Here is a 16,912-nt window from a genome sequence, read left to right on the forward strand (position 1 = left end):
AAGTGATGATCAGATAGACGTAGATAGTATTGAAAATTCCGGTCAGAGTACCTTGGCTTTATTCTTTTGAATGAGTCCTGATCTCGCCGGATGCCTTTGACAAAGAGGCTATTTAGGATTTTCGGAGATAAATATGTACGCAGTTATCAAAACTGGCGGCAAGCAGTACCGTGTTGCTGAAGGCACAACCCTGAAGGTTGAAAAGCTGGACGTAGTGGCAGGTGAGAGTCTGGATATCAGTGATGTACTGCTGGTAGCCAACGGAGAAGAAGTCAAAATTGGCGCTCCTGTTGTTGAGGGTGCCAAGGTTACTGCTGAAGTTGTAGCTCATGGTCGTGGTCCAAAGATCAAGATCATCAAGTTCAAGCGTCGTAAGCACCACCGCAAGCAAATGGGCCACCGTCAGTGGTTCACTGAGCTGAAAATTACCGGCATTGCTGGCTAATTCAGGCCTTTAAAAGGCATGGCTGATGGGCTGGAAGCAGTTCGTTAAATACTTCTAAGGTCTGCATCTGGTGTGGTAGCCGGCTGTTGGACCGAGCTAAAAGGAGAGCAGCATGGCTCACAAAAAAGCGGGTGGTTCTACTCGTAACGGTCGCGATTCAGAAAGTAAACGCCTTGGCGTTAAGCGTTTCGGCGGTCAGGTCGTCAGCGCAGGTAACATCCTGGTTCGACAACGTGGTACCCGATTCCACGCGGGTGAGAATGTCGGCATTGGCAAGGATCACACTCTGTTCGCCAAGGCTGATGGCAAGGTTGTTTTTGAGGTTAAAGGTCCTCAGAAGCGTAAGTACGTTCGCATCGAAGCTGCGTAACAGTACTTCTGGTGTTCGCCCCCCTGTTGAGGGTGACGCCATAGAAAAGCCCCGCTTTTTGGCGGGGCTTTCTTGTATGTGCGTAAAGTGATTTGAGTGGTGTAGACTCCTGAGGTTGAGTGTCTGGAGGTCAATGCTTTTCTTTTGCTGTGGGCATCTGGTTGAGTATTTATCTGCAGGTATTGACCGTTTGAAGTCATTGCTGCGGGAGGTTTTGAATGAAGTTTGTTGATGAAGCCACCATCAAAGTTCAGGCTGGCAAAGGTGGCAATGGCTGCCTGAGTTTCAGGCGTGAAAAATACGTTGCCAAGGGTGGACCGGACGGCGGTGATGGTGGTGACGGTGGCAGCATCTATGTGGTTGCAGAGAATGACCTGAACACGCTGGTGGATTATCGTTATCAGCGCAGTTATAAGGCAGAAAGTGGCGAAGCGGGTCGTGGTCGCAACTGTTCCGGTGCCAAGGGGCAGGATTTAGAATTGCCGGTACCTGTAGGCACTACGGTTGTGGATGATGAAACAGAAGAAGTGATGGGTGATCTGACTCACGTGGGCCAGAAACTACTGGTAGCCCAGGGGGGGTGGCACGGTCTGGGTAACACCCGTTTTAAATCCAGCGTCAACCGTGCTCCGAGGCAGACTACCAAAGGTTCTCTGGGTGAAGAGCGTTCGCTTCGACTGGAACTCAAGGTTATTGCCGACGTGGGTCTACTGGGTATGCCCAATGCAGGTAAGTCCACCTTTATTCGCTCAGTCTCTCAGGCTAAGCCGAAAGTGGCAGACTATCCCTTTACCACACTGGTGCCTAACCTGGGTGTAGTGAGTGTGGAGAAACATCGCAGTTTTGTTATTGCTGATATTCCCGGTCTGATTGAGGGTGCCGCTGAAGGTGCTGGCTTGGGGATTCGATTCCTGAAACATCTTTCACGTTGTCGTGTACTCCTGCATTTGGTTGATGTGGCTCCATTTAATGAGAGCGATCCTGTACATGTTGCTAATGCCATTGTGGATGAATTGAAACGTTTTAGTCCTGCCCTGGCTGAGCGTGAGCGATGGTTGGTATTGAACAAGCTCGACCTGTTGCCGGAAGATCAGCAGAAGAGAGTCTGTGATCAGGTGATCTCAGAACTGGGTTGGGAAGGTCCTGTTTATAAGATTTCTGCAATCTCTTCCCGGGGCACAGAAAAGCTGGCTCAGGACCTGATGACTTACATTGAAGAACGTAATCTTCAGGAAAGCGAAGATGCAGAAATGGCCGCTCAGGAAGCAGAGGTTCGTCACAAGCTGGAACAAGAGGCTCGCAGGCGAATGCGCGAGCTGGCAGAAGAGAGAAGGCAGCAGCGTCTGGCCAGAAAGGCTGAAAAAGCGGCTCGAGACGATGATGATCATGACGATGATGATGACGTTGAAGTGTTCTACGCACCCTGATCTTAAAGAAGAGAGCGCAGGAGAGTAGCATGAGTGAGCGTAGCAGACTGAAAACAGCCCGGCGCTGGGTGGTCAAAATAGGCAGCGCCCTGTTAACGGATGAAGGACGTGGTCTGGCCGTTGAACAGATTGATGGTTGGGTTGATCAGTTGTGCGAACTGCGTAGACAGGGCATTGAGCTGGTTCTGGTATCATCCGGGGCGGTAGCGGCAGGTATGGAAAAGCTTGGGAAAAAGCAGCGGCCGAGTGCTCTGAATGAGCTTCAGGCTGCTGCTGCTGTGGGTCAGACGCGACTGGTTCAAACTTGGGAAAGCAGTTTTCAGAGGCATGATGTTCAACCAGCCCAAGTGCTGCTGACTCACGCTGATCACAGTAATCGTCAACGATATCTGAATGCTCGCAGTGCCCTGAGGACGTTGCTCGATATGGGGGTGGTGCCCGTCGTTAATGAGAACGATACCGTTGTGACCGATGAGATTCGATTTGGTGATAACGATACCCTCGGTGCACTGGTGGCCAATCTGGTGGAGGCCGATGTTCTGGTGATTCTGACGGATCAGAATGGTTTGTATACAGAAGATCCTCGTAAAAACCCCGCTGCGAGATTGATGAATGAGGCCAGAGCCCTTGATCCTGTTTTGGATGCTATGGCGGGTGGTGTCAGCGGTCGTCTGGGTCGCGGTGGTATGCAAACCAAGCTTCGGGCAGCTCGTCAGGCTGCGGCTTCTGGTGCGGCAACAGTCATCGTCGGTGGGAAGATTGAGAATGTCATCCGTCGTCTTTTTGAGCAGGAAGTTCTGGGTACTTTGCTCACGCCGGATCATGAACGAATGGCTGCTCGCAAGCAGTGGTTGCAGGGGCATATGCAGACTTCAGGTAAGCTGATGCTGGATGCGGGTGCAGTGAATGTGCTTAAAAATCAGGGCAAAAGCCTTCTTGCTGTCGGGGTAAAGGCTGTAGAGGGGCGCTTCCTCCGCGGGGAGATGGTGGCCTGTGTCGATGAGTCCGGCCATGAAGTGGCTCGTGGTTTGATCAATTATGGTTCAGATGATGCCAGGAAAATTATTGGTAAACCCAGTCACAGGATTGGTGAATTGCTAGGTTATTCGGGAGAGCCTGAGCTTTTGCATCGAGATAATATGGTGCTTGCAGGGCATTGAGCCAGTTATGGGGTCTATGGGACCAGATCGTAACTTATTTTGAAAGTAGACTTCATGATCTGATCCCGGTTTTCACACTTTTATTCCTGTTTGTTTTTTCTCCACAGAAAGGATGATGCTTTTGCCAAGTGTTTGCCCAGCCAGGCAGTATGGCTGGCAATCAATCCTGATTGTTTGGCAGCCCAGAGAATCAGGAAAAAGTTGGAGGCGACAAATTTTTTGCCGTAGTAAGGCCAGTTTTTGGCACTGATGGCGCTGTGTTTCCTATTGTATTTGAAAATGGGGATACAGTCTTCCAGAGGGGAGCCTGTCAAACTTTCAAAGATAATGTTAAAGGCAGCCTGACCAAATGAAACACCCAGAGCGCTTCTTGCGCCCATGCCTAAATATTTGGCCGCTGCCATTTTGATGGAGCTGAAGGTAAATGCAGAGACTGCGACTTGTTGGCTCAGAACAGCCCATGAGGTGGTTGCTACAGTGTTATAATCTGTGCCTTCCGTGTGTAACTTCTGATACTCCTCTTTTACTGTCTCTAAAGCATAGCCTCCGGTATCCCAATCGTCTTGAAACTCGGCGCCCTTGTTTTGTTGGTAAAGAAGGTTTGCCTGAGCAATGATGCCGGCGGTATTCAGTGTCAAGATAGTCAGTGAATTCCAGATGCCTGTTTGGTGAAACGAAATACCCAGAGCGAGTGCCATAACGTAGTAAATGGTGTATTCAGAGGCACCGGCTGCACCGAATGCCAGAGGTGGAAGCAGGAGGAGCATGCCGGTATTTTTGCTCATATAATCGCTGATTCCACTATTGGTCAGGCCGGAATCTTTTTGTTCGGAGGCTTGAGCATTCCTGGAGTCCATGAAAACCTCTTTTGCGTTCTCCATGGCGATAGTTCGGTAAAGGAACTGATTGTCGCCCCTGGCGAATGTCTCGAACGACGCGTGAGTCTTGGTAACAGCATCTGCGATCTTCCGGAAGAACTCATGATCGCTTTCGGTCGGAGTAGGGTGATTGCCAATTTTGGCTATCTGCATGATCTTTGTGATCTCGCCGGTGCAGACGACTTTTGGAAGTGTGGGGTAATCAGACACCGTCTCTTGTACGATTGCAGCAGCCTCGACGGGGTTTATTTTGTAGGCGAATTTGGCTATTCCCATCTCGGTAATTACCTCAGTCGATGTGCCTTTTGGGGCGCAAAATACCAAAGTGAATTCCTGTGGAGCGGGCGTCGCATAAGAGAGCGTTGCTGTCAGGCAGCTGAAAGCGAGCAAGAGTAACGAATAAACATACCGCATGATTAAGATCCTCGTTGAGAGGGGGTAGAAAGAAACAATGCGGAAGTATAGTTGTGAATTTAAAGTTTCAATTTGTAAAGGCATAAAAAAAGCCGGTAAAAAACCGGCCTTTTTGTAATGCCCTTGCTACGCGGGGCTAACAATTATGCAGACAGAGCTTTGATCTGTGCATTCAGGCGGCTCTTGTGACGAGCAGCCTTGTTTTTGTGGATGATGCCTTTGTCGGCCATGCGGTCGATCACTGGCACAGCCGCGATGTATTCAGTTTTAGCCAGTTCAATGTCTTTGGCTTCGATGGCGCGAACTACTTTCTTGATGGAAGTACGAACCATGGAGCGCAGGGAAGCATTGTGATTACGACGCTTCTCAGCCTGACGGGCGCGCTTCTTGGCGGATGGAGAGTTAGCCATTTGTGGTGCTCCTAAGAATCTTGATTAACCGTTTGCACTGTCTTTAAACAGGGCTGCTTCGGGCACCCTGTTGGGAGTATGGTGTTTGCCGCGTCACCGACGAATCCCCCGGGCAAGGGCTTCACCAGTGCCATACCCATACAGTCGAGTCGCGGAATCATGCCTATTTGAACAAGGGTTGTCAATAAGGCTTCTTGACGCTTTGGCACGCAAACCCGCATCATGCTGTTATTAACTTTGACAACTCAGTACTATCGCCAGTTTTTGATCGTTTGAGCAACCTGAATGTCCATAGAGAACCTATCAGAGAGCCCTCAGAAGAGTGAAGATGAGGATAAAACGCCCGGTTTGTTGAGATCGAGTGTGGTTGTGGGAATGATGACCATGCTTTCCAGAGTGTTGGGGTTGGCCAGAGATGTAGTCATTGCAGGGTACTTTGGTTCTACTTCGTCAGCAGATGCATTCTTTGTAGCCTTCAAGATTCCAAATTTTCTTCGTCGGCTGTTTGCTGAGGGCGCTTTTTCCCAGGCATTTGTACCAGTGTTGTCAGAGTATCGTAGTAAACGCAGCTTTGAAGAGGTGCGCTATCTGCTCAGTCGGGTCAGTGGTACCCTGACGGTTTTGCTGCTGCTGGTGACTCTGGTCTGTATGCTGGCCTCTCCCCTTTTAATCCGCCTGTTTGCTCCGGGTTTTGTTGATTACCCTGAAAAGCTGCTGCTGGCTGAAGAGATGCTGAGGATTACTTTTCCCTATCTTTTGCTGATATCGCTGACTGCTCTGGCGGGCTCCATACTGAATAGTTACAACCGGTTTGCGGTACCTGCCTTTACCCCGGTCCTGCTGAATCTCAGTCTGATTGGCTCAACTGTCTTCCTGTCACAATGGTTTGATGAGCCTGTCATGGCTCTGGCCTGGGGGGTTGTGATTGCCGGTGTGTCACAGTTGTTGCTGCAAATTCCTTTTTTACTGCAGATTCACCTGCTGCCTGCCCCCGGGTGGGGACATAAGCACGAAGGTGTGAGGCGAATCGTAAAACTGATGATTCCGGCGTTATTCGGGGTATCCGTCAGTCAGATCAACTTGTTGCTGGATACGGTGCTGGCATCTTTTCTGGAAACCGGAAGTGTTTCCTGGCTTTATTACTCTGACCGCCTGTCAGAACTGCCGCTGGGTGTTTTTGGTATCGCCATTGCCACAGTGATTCTTCCGAGCCTCTCTCGCAAGCATGCTGATGACGCCGGAGATCAGTTTTCCAAAACCCTGGATTGGGCTATTCGTCTTGTCCTGTTGATTGGCGTTCCAGCGGGCATTGCGCTGTTCATATTGTCAGAGCCTCTGCTGGCAACATTATTTGATTACGGTGAGATGCAGAACCGGGATGTGGTGATGGCGGGTATGAGTCTGCGGGCTTATTCTCTGGGTTTGATCGCCTTTATGTTGATCAAGGTGCTTGCGCCAGGCTACTTTGCCCGTCAGGATACCAAGACTCCGGTCAAGATTGCCATTATCGCGATGGTGGCCAATATGGCTCTTAATCTGATGTTGGTTTTCTGGCTGAAACATGCTGGTCTGGCTCTGGCTACCACTTTGTCTGCCTTCTTGAATGCCGGGTTATTGTTGTGGGGGTTAAAACGTTCCGGAGTATTCACTCCTGAATCGGGGTGGTGGTTATTCTGTGGGCGTCTGATCTTTGCCAATCTTGCAATGGCGCTGCTATTGGTCTGGATGGCGGGGGAGGCTGTCTGGTGGTTGGATGCCACGCTCTGGCAGAGAGTGTCTGAAATGGCGAAAGTGGTTGGTGCCGGACTTGCTGTTTACGCAGCGGCACTCTTGGTCATGGGATTGCGCCCTGCTCAATTCAGACATTAAAGACCAGGGTCCGGCGGACAGCTTGTTATTGTCTGCCAGATTTCCTTTTAGCAGTTTCATGAGCGAAATATTCAATCCCGGAAAAAAGAGCAGCGATTTGATGAATATGGCTCTTAAGTCCATAACGCACCTGAGATATAATCCCTGCCTTTGCCAGCCTAACAGAGAATAAACCGCCCAATGCAGTTGATTCGCGGAATGCACAATATCAGACCGGAGCATCGCGCCTGTGTTGCGACTATTGGTAATTTTGATGGTGTTCATCTGGGGCACCGCACTATCCTGGAGACACTGCGGCAGCAAGCCTTCGAGTTGGGCGTCAGGGTCTGCGTGATCACTTTTGAACCTCAGCCCCGGGAATATTTTCAGGGCGGTCAGGCGCCGCCGAGGCTTTCCAACCTGAGAGAAAAACTGACGCTTCTGGAAGAGGCCGGTGTTGAACAGGTATTGTGCCTGCCTTTTAATCAGAAGCTGCAAAACCTTACGCCAGATGATTTTGTTATGAAGGTGCTGGTGGATGGGCTGGACATACGCTACCTGATAGTGGGAGATGATTTCCGTTACGGACTGAAACGGCAGGGAAATTTTGCGCACCTGAGAAAGATGGGCGATCAGTTCGGGTTTGAGGTGTGCGATACCCGAACGGTATCCATGGATATGGATCGTATCAGTAGTACCCGGATCCGTCAGCAGTTGGCGAATGTGAGTCTGAGTGCAGCAGAAAAATTGTTAGGGCGTCCCTTCACCATGATGGGGCGTGTTATCAAAGGTCGGCAGCTGGGTAGGCAGCTGGGTTTTCCAACAGCCAATATACGTGTCTGCAGGCGGACGCTGCCCATACAGGGAGTGTTTGCAGTCAGGGTGTTGTTCGATGGCCGAAGCCACGATGCGGTAGCGAATCTGGGTGTCAGGCCCACATTGGAGGCTAAGCGTGCCATGCTGGAGGTGCATCTTCTGGATTACCAGGGAGACCTTTATGGCCACACTCTGCGGGTTGAGTTTATTAAGAAAATCCGTGATGAGAAAAAGTTTGAATCGCTGGATGCCCTCAAGGCAGCGATTACCGATGATGTAAAAGCAGCAAGAAGCTTCTTTCATCAATAAGCCAGATTGAAAAACCTGTTTCATGAACGCTTAGATGGAACAGGTCGTGAGAAGATTGCCGGGAACGTCGTTCGGAACCTCCGAACGAGTTTCTTAAAACAGTTTGGGATGACGATTGATGGGCATGTGTGTCTGGCCCGCAAGACGTGTGATGATGAGATCCAACTATGACCGACTATAAGCATACATTGAACTTGCCGGAGACTGATTTCCCAATGCGTGGAAATCTGGCCAAGCGTGAGCCTGAAATGCTCAAGCGCTGGTACGACGAGGCGCTTTATGAAGAAATTCGCAAGGTATCTGAAGGTCGTGAAAAGTTCATTCTGCATGATGGCCCTCCTTATGCCAATGGCGATATTCATATCGGTCACGCGGTCAATAAAATCATTAAGGACATGATCATCAAGTCCAAAACCCTGAGCGGTTTTGATGCGCCCTATGTGCCGGGCTGGGACTGCCACGGTCTGCCGATTGAGCACAAAGTGGAAGGTATGCTGGGCAAAGCGGGTGATAAGGTTGATTTTAAAACTTTCCGTGCCAAATGCCGTGATTACGCCAGCAAACAGGTTAATGGTCAACGTGAAGACTTTAAGCGCATGGGCATTCTGGGTGCCTGGGATAAGCCCTATCTGACCATGGATTTCCAGACCGAAGCCGACATAATTCGAGCCCTGGGTAAAATAGCCGACAACGGTCATCTGGTGAAAGGTTATAAGCCTGTTTACTGGAGTGTGGCCGGAGGTTCTGCATTGGCTGAGGCTGAAGTGGAATACCAGGAAAAAACGTCCACCCAGATTGATGTGCGTTATGCCGCTCTTGATGATGCTGACCTGCTGTCTGCATTTGATTTTGACAGTGAAGAGCAAGGTGAAGGGGAGGTAGCTGTTGTCATCTGGACAACAACGCCATGGACTTTGCCATCTTCTCAGGCGGTGACACTGGGAGCTGAATTGGGTTATGCCCTGATTCAGTGTCAGGTAAACGGTCAGCCTGCACGACTGATTCTTGGCGAGCAGTTGGTTGAGTCAGCCATGCAGCGTTATGGCATTGAAGACTACACCATGATTGCCCGTAGCCCGGGCGTCCGGTTGGAAGGCAAAAAAGTTGCCCACCCATTCTACAAGCGTGAAATCCCACTGATCCTGGGTGATCACGTCACAACCGACGCTGGTACCGGCTGTGTTCATACTGCACCTGACCACGGTGTGGATGACTTTAATGTTGGTAAAAAATACGGCATTGGCACTCTGAACTACCTGGATGATGCCGGTGTTTATCGCAGCCACGTTGAACAGTTTGCTGGTGAACACGTTTACAAGGTTGATCCAAAGGTTGTCGAAGCGGTCGAAGGTAATGGTCGTTTGCTGGCTCAGGCCAAAATGGTGCACAGCTATCCACACTGCTGGAGAACCAAAACGCCTTTGATTTTCCGGGCTACACCTCAATGGTTTATCAGCATGGAAAAAGAAGGTCTGCTGAATACCGCCATGAAGTCACTGGATAACGTCAAGTTCACTCCGGACTGGGGCCGTAACCGTATGGAGTCCATGCTGGGTCAGAGCCCCGACTGGTGTATTTCTCGTCAGCGTACCTGGGGGGTGCCCATTGCTCTGTTTATTCACAAGGAAACCGAAGAGCTGCACCCGGATACTTCTGCCCTGATTGAAAAAGTGGCCTTGAAAGTCGAGCGTGAAGGTATGGATGCCTGGTTTGATCTGGAGCTTTCTGACCTCTTAACAGCGGAAGACGCTGAACATTACGTGAAGGTGACAGACACTCTGGACGTCTGGTTTGATTCCGGCGTCACTCATTATTCTGTGCTGGATCGTCGCAAGGGCCTGCATTCACCTGCAGATATTTATGTAGAGGGTTCTGACCAGCATCGTGGCTGGTTCCAGTCATCCCTGAAGACCGGTATTGCTACCAAAGGAGTGCCTCCCTATAAGCAGCTCCTGACTCATGGTTTCACGGTGGATGCCAATGGTCGCAAGATGTCCAAGTCTCTGGGTAATGTCATTGCTCCCCAGAAGGTATTCAAGTCACTGGGCGCCGATATTCTGCGCCTCTGGGTCTCTGCAACTGACTACACCGCAGAAATGACCGTATCTGATGAAATTCTCAAGCGTACGGCAGACAGCTATCGTCGTATTCGAAACACGGCTCGTTTTCTGCTATCTAACCTGAACGGTTTTAACCCTGAAACTGACACTGTGGCCCGGGACGATATGCTGTCTCTGGATCGCTGGGCAGTGGATCGAGCCATGAAATTGCAGGAAGAAGTCATTGACGCTTATGACAGCTACAATTTTCTGAATGTTTACCAGAAAGTCCATAATTTCTGCTCTCTGGATCTGGGCGGTTTCTATCTGGATATTATCAAGGATCGTCAATATACAACGCAGTCAGATAGTCTGGCGCGTCGAAGCTGTCAGACCGCTATGTTCCATATCGTTGAAGCGTTTGCCCGTTGGATAGCGCCTATCACCAGTTTTACAGCTGATGAGATCTGGCAGGCTATTCCTGGTCTGCGCAGCAAGTCTGTTCTGCTGGAAACCTGGTATGAAAACCTGATAAGTCTTGAGGGTGATGAGTTGGGTGCTGAATACTGGAACTCCGTCATGACCGTGAAACACGCTGTTAACAAGGCTCTTGAAGATGCTCGAAAAGGTGACCGTAATGAAAGTGTGATCGGTGGCGGACTTGAAGCAGAAATAACCTTGTTTGCCAATGAAGAACTGCTCGAAACACTGGGCAAGCTTGGCGATGAACTGCGCTTTGTCCTGATTACTTCCAAGGCTGAACTGAAGCCTCTTTGTGAAGCTATTAATGCCGTGGATACCGATGTTGATGGTCTGAAGGTGGCTGTTCGCAAGTCAGAGCATGAGAAGTGTGTTCGTTGCTGGCACCGTCGTGAAGACGTTGGCACTATCGAAGCTCACAAAACACTCTGTGGCCGTTGTGTTGATAATGTTGATGGTGAAGGTGAAGTAAGGAAGTTTGCCTGATTGATCATCATGAGTCAGAAATGCCCGATACAGTTCGGGCATTTTTTCACTCACTGGTGCTCCATTTTTTGACTGCAAGAACAGTCAACCAGAGAAGGAATACTAAGTTCCTCGAGTTATAGGCTTAGAGCTTTATCTTATATTTCGGTTTGTAACCATATCGACGTTTATACGACTCGGCATAAGATTTAACTGGGACTCACTAAGACAGATTAAAAGGGCCTCAACGGTATGAGAAAAAATTCCTGGGGAATGCTCCACTGGTTGTGGATCAGTGGAGTGGTTCTGATTCTGGATCAGCTGGTCAAGCATCGGGTAGTGGACAGTTTATATCTTTATGAGCAGGTGCCTGTCATCCCATCCTTTTTCTCACTGACTCTGGCCTATAATACCGGCGCTGCTTTTAGTTTTCTGAGTGATCAAGGGGGCTGGCAACGGTGGTTTTTTGTGGGAGTGGCATCGGTTGTCAGTCTGATGCTGGTCATCTGGCTTGCCCGAATGAAAAAAGATGAAAGATGGCAGGCATGTTCCATGGCTCTGATACTGGGAGGTGCACTGGGCAATCTTTATGACCGGTTCATGAATGGTTACGTCGTGGATTTCTTGCTGGTGTATTATGACGGCTGGTATTTTCCATCCTTCAATCTGGCGGATATGGCCATTACCTCCGGTGCTGCGATGTTGATTCTGGATATTTTCCGGCCTCAACACAACAGTCATAGCTGAAATTATATCGGACTGTGAGGCACCCGGAACCTCTTGGCTGACGGTTGCCATTGTCTGTGTATGAATGGATTTTTCGAAAGCGGGTATAGAAAAACAATGTCTGATGTTGTGGTAGGACCAGGAAAGCAGGTAACGCTGCACTTCGCCCTGAAACTGGAGGACGGGCAGGTGGTAGACAGTAATTTTGATGGCCAGCCTGCCACTTTTGTCGTGGGGGATGGAAACCTGCCTCAGGGTTTTGAGCAGGTGATCTATGGTCTGTCCGAGGGCGATCAGGGCAGTTTCAGAATTCCTCCTGCCGGTGCTTTTGGCATGCCCAATCCTGAAAATATCAGGGAATTTGCCAGGGACAGTTTCTCTGGTGACATGGCGTTGCAGGAGGGCTTGGTCGTTTCTTTTGCCGATGCGGCCAACTCTGAGCTGGCTGGCGTTATTACAGGTTTGACAGACAGTCATGTTCAGGTGGACTTCAATCATCCACTGGCAGGTAAAGAACTGTTGTTTGAAGTGAACGTTCTGAACATCACTCAAGCGGCTAATACACCAGAAACTCATACACTAGATAAAGAGTGCTGAGGTATGAAAATCAGGCTGGCAAATCCCCGGGGATTCTGTGCAGGCGTTGACCGGGCTATCGACATTGTAAACCGGGCTCTGGATGTTTTTGAGCCTCCTATTTATGTGCGTCACGAAGTTGTTCACAACAAGTTTGTGGTCGAAAATCTCAAAGAGCGTGGTGCCATATTTGTCGAGGAGCTTCATCAGATACCGGATGATTCTATCGTTATTTTCAGTGCTCACGGTGTTTCCAAAGCGGTCGAAGCAGAAGCTGACCGTCGAGGTCTGAAAGTCTTTGATGCATCCTGTCCTCTGGTCAAAAAAGTCCATATGGAAGTTGTGCGGTACTCCCGTGACGGCATGGAGTGTATTCTGATTGGTCATGATGGTCATCCCGAGGTGGAAGGTACCATGGGCCAGTACGACGACGCTAATGGCGGGAAGATGTACCTCGTTGAAACAGAAGACGATGTTCAAAAACTGGCAGTGAAAGATCCGAAACATCTTGCTTACGTGACTCAGACGACACTGTCCATGGACGATACTGCGAGGGTGATTGATGCTCTGAGAGTCAGGTTCCCTGAAATTAACGGACCACGTAAAGACGATATCTGCTACGCCACTCAAAATCGTCAGGATGCTGTGAAGGCTCTGGCGTCGGAATGCGATACAGTCTTTGTGGTAGGTTCTGTGAACAGTTCCAATTCCAATCGCCTCAGGGAGTTGGCAGAAAGAACAGGTGCATCAGCTTACCTGGTTGATGGTGCTGATGATATTCAGCCTGAGTGGCTGGAAGGTAAACAAACTCTGGGTATTACCGCAGGTGCTTCCGCTCCCGAAGTGCTGGTGAAAGGTGTTATCAACCGACTGATTGAATTAGGCGCTGAAGAGCCGAAAGAGCTTGAGGGTGAAGAAGAGAATATTGTTTTCACTATGCCCAAAGAACTTCGGATCGTAGAAGTTTGATTTCTAAATGCTTAACTGAATCCTGATTGCTCTGGTACAGCCTTTGCTTATAAATAACCTGTGAATAGTTATCTTTTCAGGGAAGAGAATGTTGCAGGTTATGGATTCAGTGTTGTTGATTGGAGACCGTTCGTCTCGACTATCTGTTTTGAACCGCGCACTGAATGAGTTTGGTTATGAAGTCATTGAGCGACAAGAACAGAATGAGGACCTGCTGACCCTTGTCTCCAGCCTCTTGCCCGATATTCTGGTGATTGGTCTGGATAAACCTGCCCCTTCGCTTTTGGAAAAGCTCGCTTTGATCAGTAAGGCTTCTCCACTTCCTGTCGTCATGTTTGTAGAGCAAACCACCGAGAATATTGTCCAGCAAGCTATTCGATCCGGTGTTAATGCCTACATCGTGGCTGACCTTCAGCCACAACGCCTCAAAACTATTATTGACGTAGCCGTTGCCCGCTTTCAGGAATACCAGTCATTGAAAGATGAGCTGGTGCAGACCCGGAGTCGTCTGGAAGATCGAAAGATATTGGACAGGGCTAAGGGTTTGCTGATGACCAGGCAAGGGATTAGTGAAGACCTGGCATATAAAAAGTTAAGAAAGATGGCTATGGATAACGGCAAAACTGTGGCGGCTGTGGCCAGAAATGTCATTGATGTTTTCAACATGTTAGAAGAAAAAACGTCATGATCGGAAGGTTGCACGTTGTTGGTGCGCATTTTCACTGCGATGCACCAAGCTGAAATAAAATGAAAGAAAATTCAAAAAATAAGCATAGTTAGAGACTGAAAATAGTTGGCATGAAGAATGCTTAAAGTCAGCTACAACAATAAAAAATGTTCCTGTCAAGGGTGGCGGGAACAGACATTCACAACAAAGGCGTTGTGAAAGAGAGCAAAGGCGCTCACCGCTGTCTGGAAGAATTTCCAAGGCGCGGTGGGCGCTTTTTTTTACATGGATGTACCGTGTCCCTGAAATGCAAGACGACAGGATGTGGTTGTCAGAGCGAAGCAGGCGCCATAGCCGAGGAGCCATTTTCAGGGAGCGGTGCAGAATAATAAATCTTTAGGTAGCAGGGCTGTGAGCTATCAGTAGAGATGTTGGGAGTAATGAATGAAGTGGTTTAAACCCTTAAAGTCGGTCGCACTGAGTGCTCTGATTAGCGTCAGTGGTCTTGTATCGATGCAGGCAAAGGCTGAGTTGGGCTATCCAGAAAAAGAAGAGCTGAGGTTTGGTTTCATCAAACTGACGGACATGGCTCCCATAGCCATCGCCTACGAAAAAGGTTACTTCGAAGATGAAGGTCTGTACGTCACGATTGAAGCTCAGGCAAACTGGAAGGTCTTGCTCGATGGTGTGATCGATGGACGACTCGATGGCGCGCACATGCTGGCCGGTCAGCCTATTGCTGCGACTATGGGTTATGGGACTAAAGCTGAAATTATCACTCCGTTTTCCATGGATCTGAATGGTAATGGTATCACCGTTTCCAATGAAATCTGGAAACAGATGAAGCCAAATATTCCCAAGCGGGCAGACGGCAAGCCTCAACATCCTATCAAAGCCGATGCTCTGAAGCCGGTTGTGGAAAAGTACAAAGACGACGGCAAGCCATTCAACATGGGCATGGTCTTCCCGGTATCTACACACAACTATGAATTAAGGTACTGGTTGGCAGCAGGTGGCATTCACCCTGGATATTATGCTCCGCACAAGGGAGATACTTCGGGTCAGATTAATGCTGACGCACTGCTCTCTGTGACTCCACCACCCCAGATGCCAGCCACTATGGAAGCAGGCACTATCTATGGTTACTGTGTAGGTGAGCCCTGGAACCAGCAGGCTGTGTTCAAAAATATCGGTGTTCCTGTTGTTACGGATTATGAGATCTGGAAAGACAATCCTGAGAAAGTGTTCGGTATTACCAAAGCCTTTGCCGAGAAATATCCCAACACCACGATTCGTCTGACCCGTGCATTGATCCGTGCTGCCAAATGGCTGGATGAAAACAACAACGCCAACCGTCCTGAAGCCGTGAAGATACTTTCCCAGTCCAATTATGTCGGTGCTGATTACGATGTTATTGCCAACAGCATGACCGGGACTTTCGAATATGAGAAAGGCGACAAACGTGAAGTACCGGATTTCAACGTCTTCTTCCGTTACAACGCGACTTATCCTTACTACTCTGATGCGATCTGGTATCTGACTCAGATGCGTCGTTGGGGACAGATTCCTGAAGATAAACCCGATGCCTGGTACGTCGACATTGCCAAGAAAGTTTATCGTCCAGACATCTACGAAGCAGCTGCCAGGTCCCTGATTAAAGACAAACTGGCTAAGGTCAGCGACTTCCCGAACTTTGCTGAAGAAGACGGGTTCAGAAATCCACAGACTCACTTCATTGACGGTATCGTCTACAACGGCAAGAAACCTAATGAGTACATCAACAAGTTCAGTATTGGTCTGAAGCAGGGCGACAAGATCTGATTTCGTCTTGAATGGATCAGCCTGAGGGTTGATCCATGCAAGCTCGGACTGAATTGTCCGCTCAAGGCTGTTTGGGGGAGAGAACAAACATGACAACTGAAACTGCGTTGGCCAATAACAACATCAATAAGCCAATTATTTCCGAAAGTCTTAAAACAACAATAACAAAAACCTTTAGAACCCTGCTGATTCCTTTTGCCGGCATCCTGGTCTTTCTGATGATCTGGGCAGGAGCCGCCAGCAAGATTGATACATCACTGGGCAAATTTCCCGGACCGTCGGCAGTCTGGGAGCAAATGGGGTCGCTTTATGAAGAGCATAGCGCTGAACGAGTGAAAGAGCAGGCCTTCTATGAGCGACAAGAGAAGCGTATTGAAGCCAGACTGGCGAAGGATCCGGATTACGTACCCAAAATCCGTGCCTACACCGGTAAAGAAACGTTTCCAGACCAGATCTTCACCAGCCTTATCACTGTGCTGAGTGGATTTGTCCTGGCAGCAGTCATCGCCATACCCCTGGGGATTGCCATAGGACTGAATAAAACCCTGAATGCGGCAGTGAATCCTGTTATTCAGATTTTTAAACCGGTTTCTCCTCTGGCTTGGCTACCTTTGGTGACCATGGTCGTCAGTGCTGTTTATATCAGTCCTGACCCTTTGGTAGCCAAGTCCTTTTTAAATTCCATGATTACCGTCACGCTCTGTTGTCTGTGGCCCATGGTAATCAACACTTCAGTGGGCGTTTCTTCTATTGAGAAGGATCTGGTGAATGTCAGCCGTGTGCTGAGACTGCCAGCCCTGAAGCATGTTCAGAAAATTGTTCTGCCCGCTTCCATACCGATGATTTTCACTGGTATGAGATTGTCGTTAGGCGTTGCCTGGATGGTTCTGATCGCTGCAGAAATGCTGGCTCAGAACCCCGGTCTTGGAAAGTTCGTCTGGGATGAGTTCCAAAATGGCAGCTCAAACTCTCTGGCCCGGATTATGGTGGCGGTTATCGTCATCGGGTTTATCGGTTTTCTGTTGGATCGCACCATGCTTCAGCTGCAGCGTTTTGTCTCCTGGGACAAGGCCGGCACAGCCAGTTAATTCA

Annotated in this window: 15 protein-coding genes; 13 read left to right on the top strand and 2 right to left on the bottom strand. The window is 49.2% G+C overall.

Going from position 1 to position 16,912, the window contains the following annotated elements:
- The first annotated feature begins 133 nt into the window (after nt 1–133).
- The 4 genes from rplU (at nt 134) to proB (ending at nt 3,402) form a co-directional block, all read left to right on the top strand.
- Complete coding sequence (gene rplU / locus KDK19_RS17365; RefSeq protein WP_257274520.1) at nt 134–445, top strand: 50S ribosomal protein L21; 312 nt, start codon at nt 134–136, stop codon at nt 443–445.
- A 112-nt stretch (nt 446–557) separates the two neighbouring features.
- Nucleotides 558–815, top strand: coding sequence for a 50S ribosomal protein L27 (rpmA, locus tag KDK19_RS17370; RefSeq protein WP_257274522.1), 258 nt, complete (start codon nt 558–560; stop codon nt 813–815).
- Between the two features lie 218 nt (nt 816–1,033).
- Entirely contained in the window at nt 1,034–2,242 is a 1,209-nt protein-coding gene (cgtA, locus tag KDK19_RS17375) for an Obg family GTPase CgtA (RefSeq protein ID WP_257280463.1), read from the top strand.
- 29 nt (nt 2,243–2,271) lie between these two features.
- Complete coding sequence (proB, locus tag KDK19_RS17380; RefSeq protein WP_257274524.1) at nt 2,272–3,402, top strand: glutamate 5-kinase; 1,131 nt, start codon at nt 2,272–2,274, stop codon at nt 3,400–3,402.
- Nucleotides 3,403–3,482: 80 nt separating this feature from the next.
- Here proB and KDK19_RS17385 read toward each other — a convergent pair whose 3' ends face one another.
- Together KDK19_RS17385 and rpsT are read right to left on the bottom strand one after the other, a co-directional pair.
- Nucleotides 3,483–4,694 (bottom strand): hypothetical protein, encoded by a 1,212-nt coding sequence (locus KDK19_RS17385; protein ID WP_257280464.1) that lies wholly within the window; start codon nt 4,692–4,694, stop codon nt 3,483–3,485.
- Nucleotides 4,695–4,837: 143 nt separating this feature from the next.
- On the bottom strand, nt 4,838–5,104 hold the full coding sequence (gene rpsT / locus KDK19_RS17390) for a 30S ribosomal protein S20 (RefSeq protein ID WP_257255220.1): 267 nt from the start codon (nt 5,102–5,104) through the stop codon (nt 4,838–4,840).
- A gap of 285 nt (nt 5,105–5,389) precedes the next feature.
- Between rpsT and murJ the strand changes: the two genes are divergently transcribed.
- From murJ to KDK19_RS17435, 9 genes are all read left to right on the top strand, one after another.
- A complete protein-coding gene (gene murJ, locus KDK19_RS17395; RefSeq protein WP_257255219.1) occupies nt 5,390–6,973 on the top strand; it encodes a murein biosynthesis integral membrane protein MurJ in 1,584 nt (527 codons plus the stop codon).
- 180 nt (nt 6,974–7,153) lie between these two features.
- Nucleotides 7,154–8,077, top strand: coding sequence for a bifunctional riboflavin kinase/FAD synthetase (gene ribF / locus KDK19_RS17400; RefSeq protein ID WP_257255218.1), 924 nt, complete (start codon nt 7,154–7,156; stop codon nt 8,075–8,077).
- Between the two features lie 167 nt (nt 8,078–8,244).
- Complete coding sequence (ileS, locus tag KDK19_RS17405; RefSeq protein WP_257255217.1) at nt 8,245–11,082, top strand: isoleucine--tRNA ligase; 2,838 nt, start codon at nt 8,245–8,247, stop codon at nt 11,080–11,082.
- A gap of 231 nt (nt 11,083–11,313) precedes the next feature.
- Nucleotides 11,314–11,808 (top strand): signal peptidase II, encoded by a 495-nt coding sequence (gene lspA / locus KDK19_RS17410; RefSeq protein WP_257255216.1) that lies wholly within the window; start codon nt 11,314–11,316, stop codon nt 11,806–11,808.
- A gap of 96 nt (nt 11,809–11,904) precedes the next feature.
- Nucleotides 11,905–12,384 carry a peptidylprolyl isomerase gene (locus KDK19_RS17415; protein ID WP_257255215.1) on the top strand — a complete coding sequence of 160 codons (480 nt, stop codon included), beginning with the start codon at nt 11,905–11,907 and terminating at the stop codon, nt 12,382–12,384.
- A gap of 3 nt (nt 12,385–12,387) precedes the next feature.
- Nucleotides 12,388–13,332: a 4-hydroxy-3-methylbut-2-enyl diphosphate reductase gene (ispH, locus tag KDK19_RS17420; RefSeq protein WP_257255214.1), complete on the top strand. Its 945-nt coding sequence runs from the start codon at nt 12,388–12,390 to the stop codon at nt 13,330–13,332.
- A gap of 88 nt (nt 13,333–13,420) precedes the next feature.
- Nucleotides 13,421–14,020, top strand: a complete 600-nt coding sequence (locus KDK19_RS17425; protein WP_257255213.1) for an ANTAR domain-containing response regulator — start codon at nt 13,421–13,423, stop codon at nt 14,018–14,020.
- Between the two features lie 423 nt (nt 14,021–14,443).
- On the top strand, nt 14,444–15,820 hold the full coding sequence (locus KDK19_RS17430; protein WP_257280467.1) for a CmpA/NrtA family ABC transporter substrate-binding protein: 1,377 nt from the start codon (nt 14,444–14,446) through the stop codon (nt 15,818–15,820).
- Between the two features lie 89 nt (nt 15,821–15,909).
- Nucleotides 15,910–16,908 carry an ABC transporter permease gene (locus KDK19_RS17435; protein ID WP_257255052.1) on the top strand — a complete coding sequence of 333 codons (999 nt, stop codon included), beginning with the start codon at nt 15,910–15,912 and terminating at the stop codon, nt 16,906–16,908.
- The last annotated feature ends 4 nt before the right edge of the window (nt 16,909–16,912 follow it).

The organism is Endozoicomonas sp. ONNA1, assembly GCF_024606325.1.
Lineage (GTDB): Bacteria > Pseudomonadota > Gammaproteobacteria > Pseudomonadales > Endozoicomonadaceae > Endozoicomonas_A.

Coding starts and splice junctions, on each gene's coding strand:
- KDK19_RS17385 (WP_257280464.1), bottom strand. CDS start 4,694: ATGCGGTATGTTTATTCGTTACTCTTGCTCGCTTTCAGCTGCCTGACA.
- rplU (WP_257274520.1), top strand. CDS start 134: ATGTACGCAGTTATCAAAACTGGCGGCAAGCAGTACCGTGTTGCTGAA.
- ribF (WP_257255218.1), top strand. CDS start 7,154: ATGCAGTTGATTCGCGGAATGCACAATATCAGACCGGAGCATCGCGCC.
- murJ (WP_257255219.1), top strand. CDS start 5,390: ATGTCCATAGAGAACCTATCAGAGAGCCCTCAGAAGAGTGAAGATGAG.
- lspA (WP_257255216.1), top strand. CDS start 11,314: ATGAGAAAAAATTCCTGGGGAATGCTCCACTGGTTGTGGATCAGTGGA.
- KDK19_RS17425 (WP_257255213.1), top strand. CDS start 13,421: ATGTTGCAGGTTATGGATTCAGTGTTGTTGATTGGAGACCGTTCGTCT.
- KDK19_RS17435 (WP_257255052.1), top strand. CDS start 15,910: ATGACAACTGAAACTGCGTTGGCCAATAACAACATCAATAAGCCAATT.
- KDK19_RS17430 (WP_257280467.1), top strand. CDS start 14,444: ATGAAGTGGTTTAAACCCTTAAAGTCGGTCGCACTGAGTGCTCTGATT.
- ispH (WP_257255214.1), top strand. CDS start 12,388: ATGAAAATCAGGCTGGCAAATCCCCGGGGATTCTGTGCAGGCGTTGAC.
- rpsT (WP_257255220.1), bottom strand. CDS start 5,104: ATGGCTAACTCTCCATCCGCCAAGAAGCGCGCCCGTCAGGCTGAGAAG.
- KDK19_RS17415 (WP_257255215.1), top strand. CDS start 11,905: ATGTCTGATGTTGTGGTAGGACCAGGAAAGCAGGTAACGCTGCACTTC.
- ileS (WP_257255217.1), top strand. CDS start 8,245: ATGACCGACTATAAGCATACATTGAACTTGCCGGAGACTGATTTCCCA.
- rpmA (WP_257274522.1), top strand. CDS start 558: ATGGCTCACAAAAAAGCGGGTGGTTCTACTCGTAACGGTCGCGATTCA.
- cgtA (WP_257280463.1), top strand. CDS start 1,034: ATGAAGTTTGTTGATGAAGCCACCATCAAAGTTCAGGCTGGCAAAGGT.
- proB (WP_257274524.1), top strand. CDS start 2,272: ATGAGTGAGCGTAGCAGACTGAAAACAGCCCGGCGCTGGGTGGTCAAA.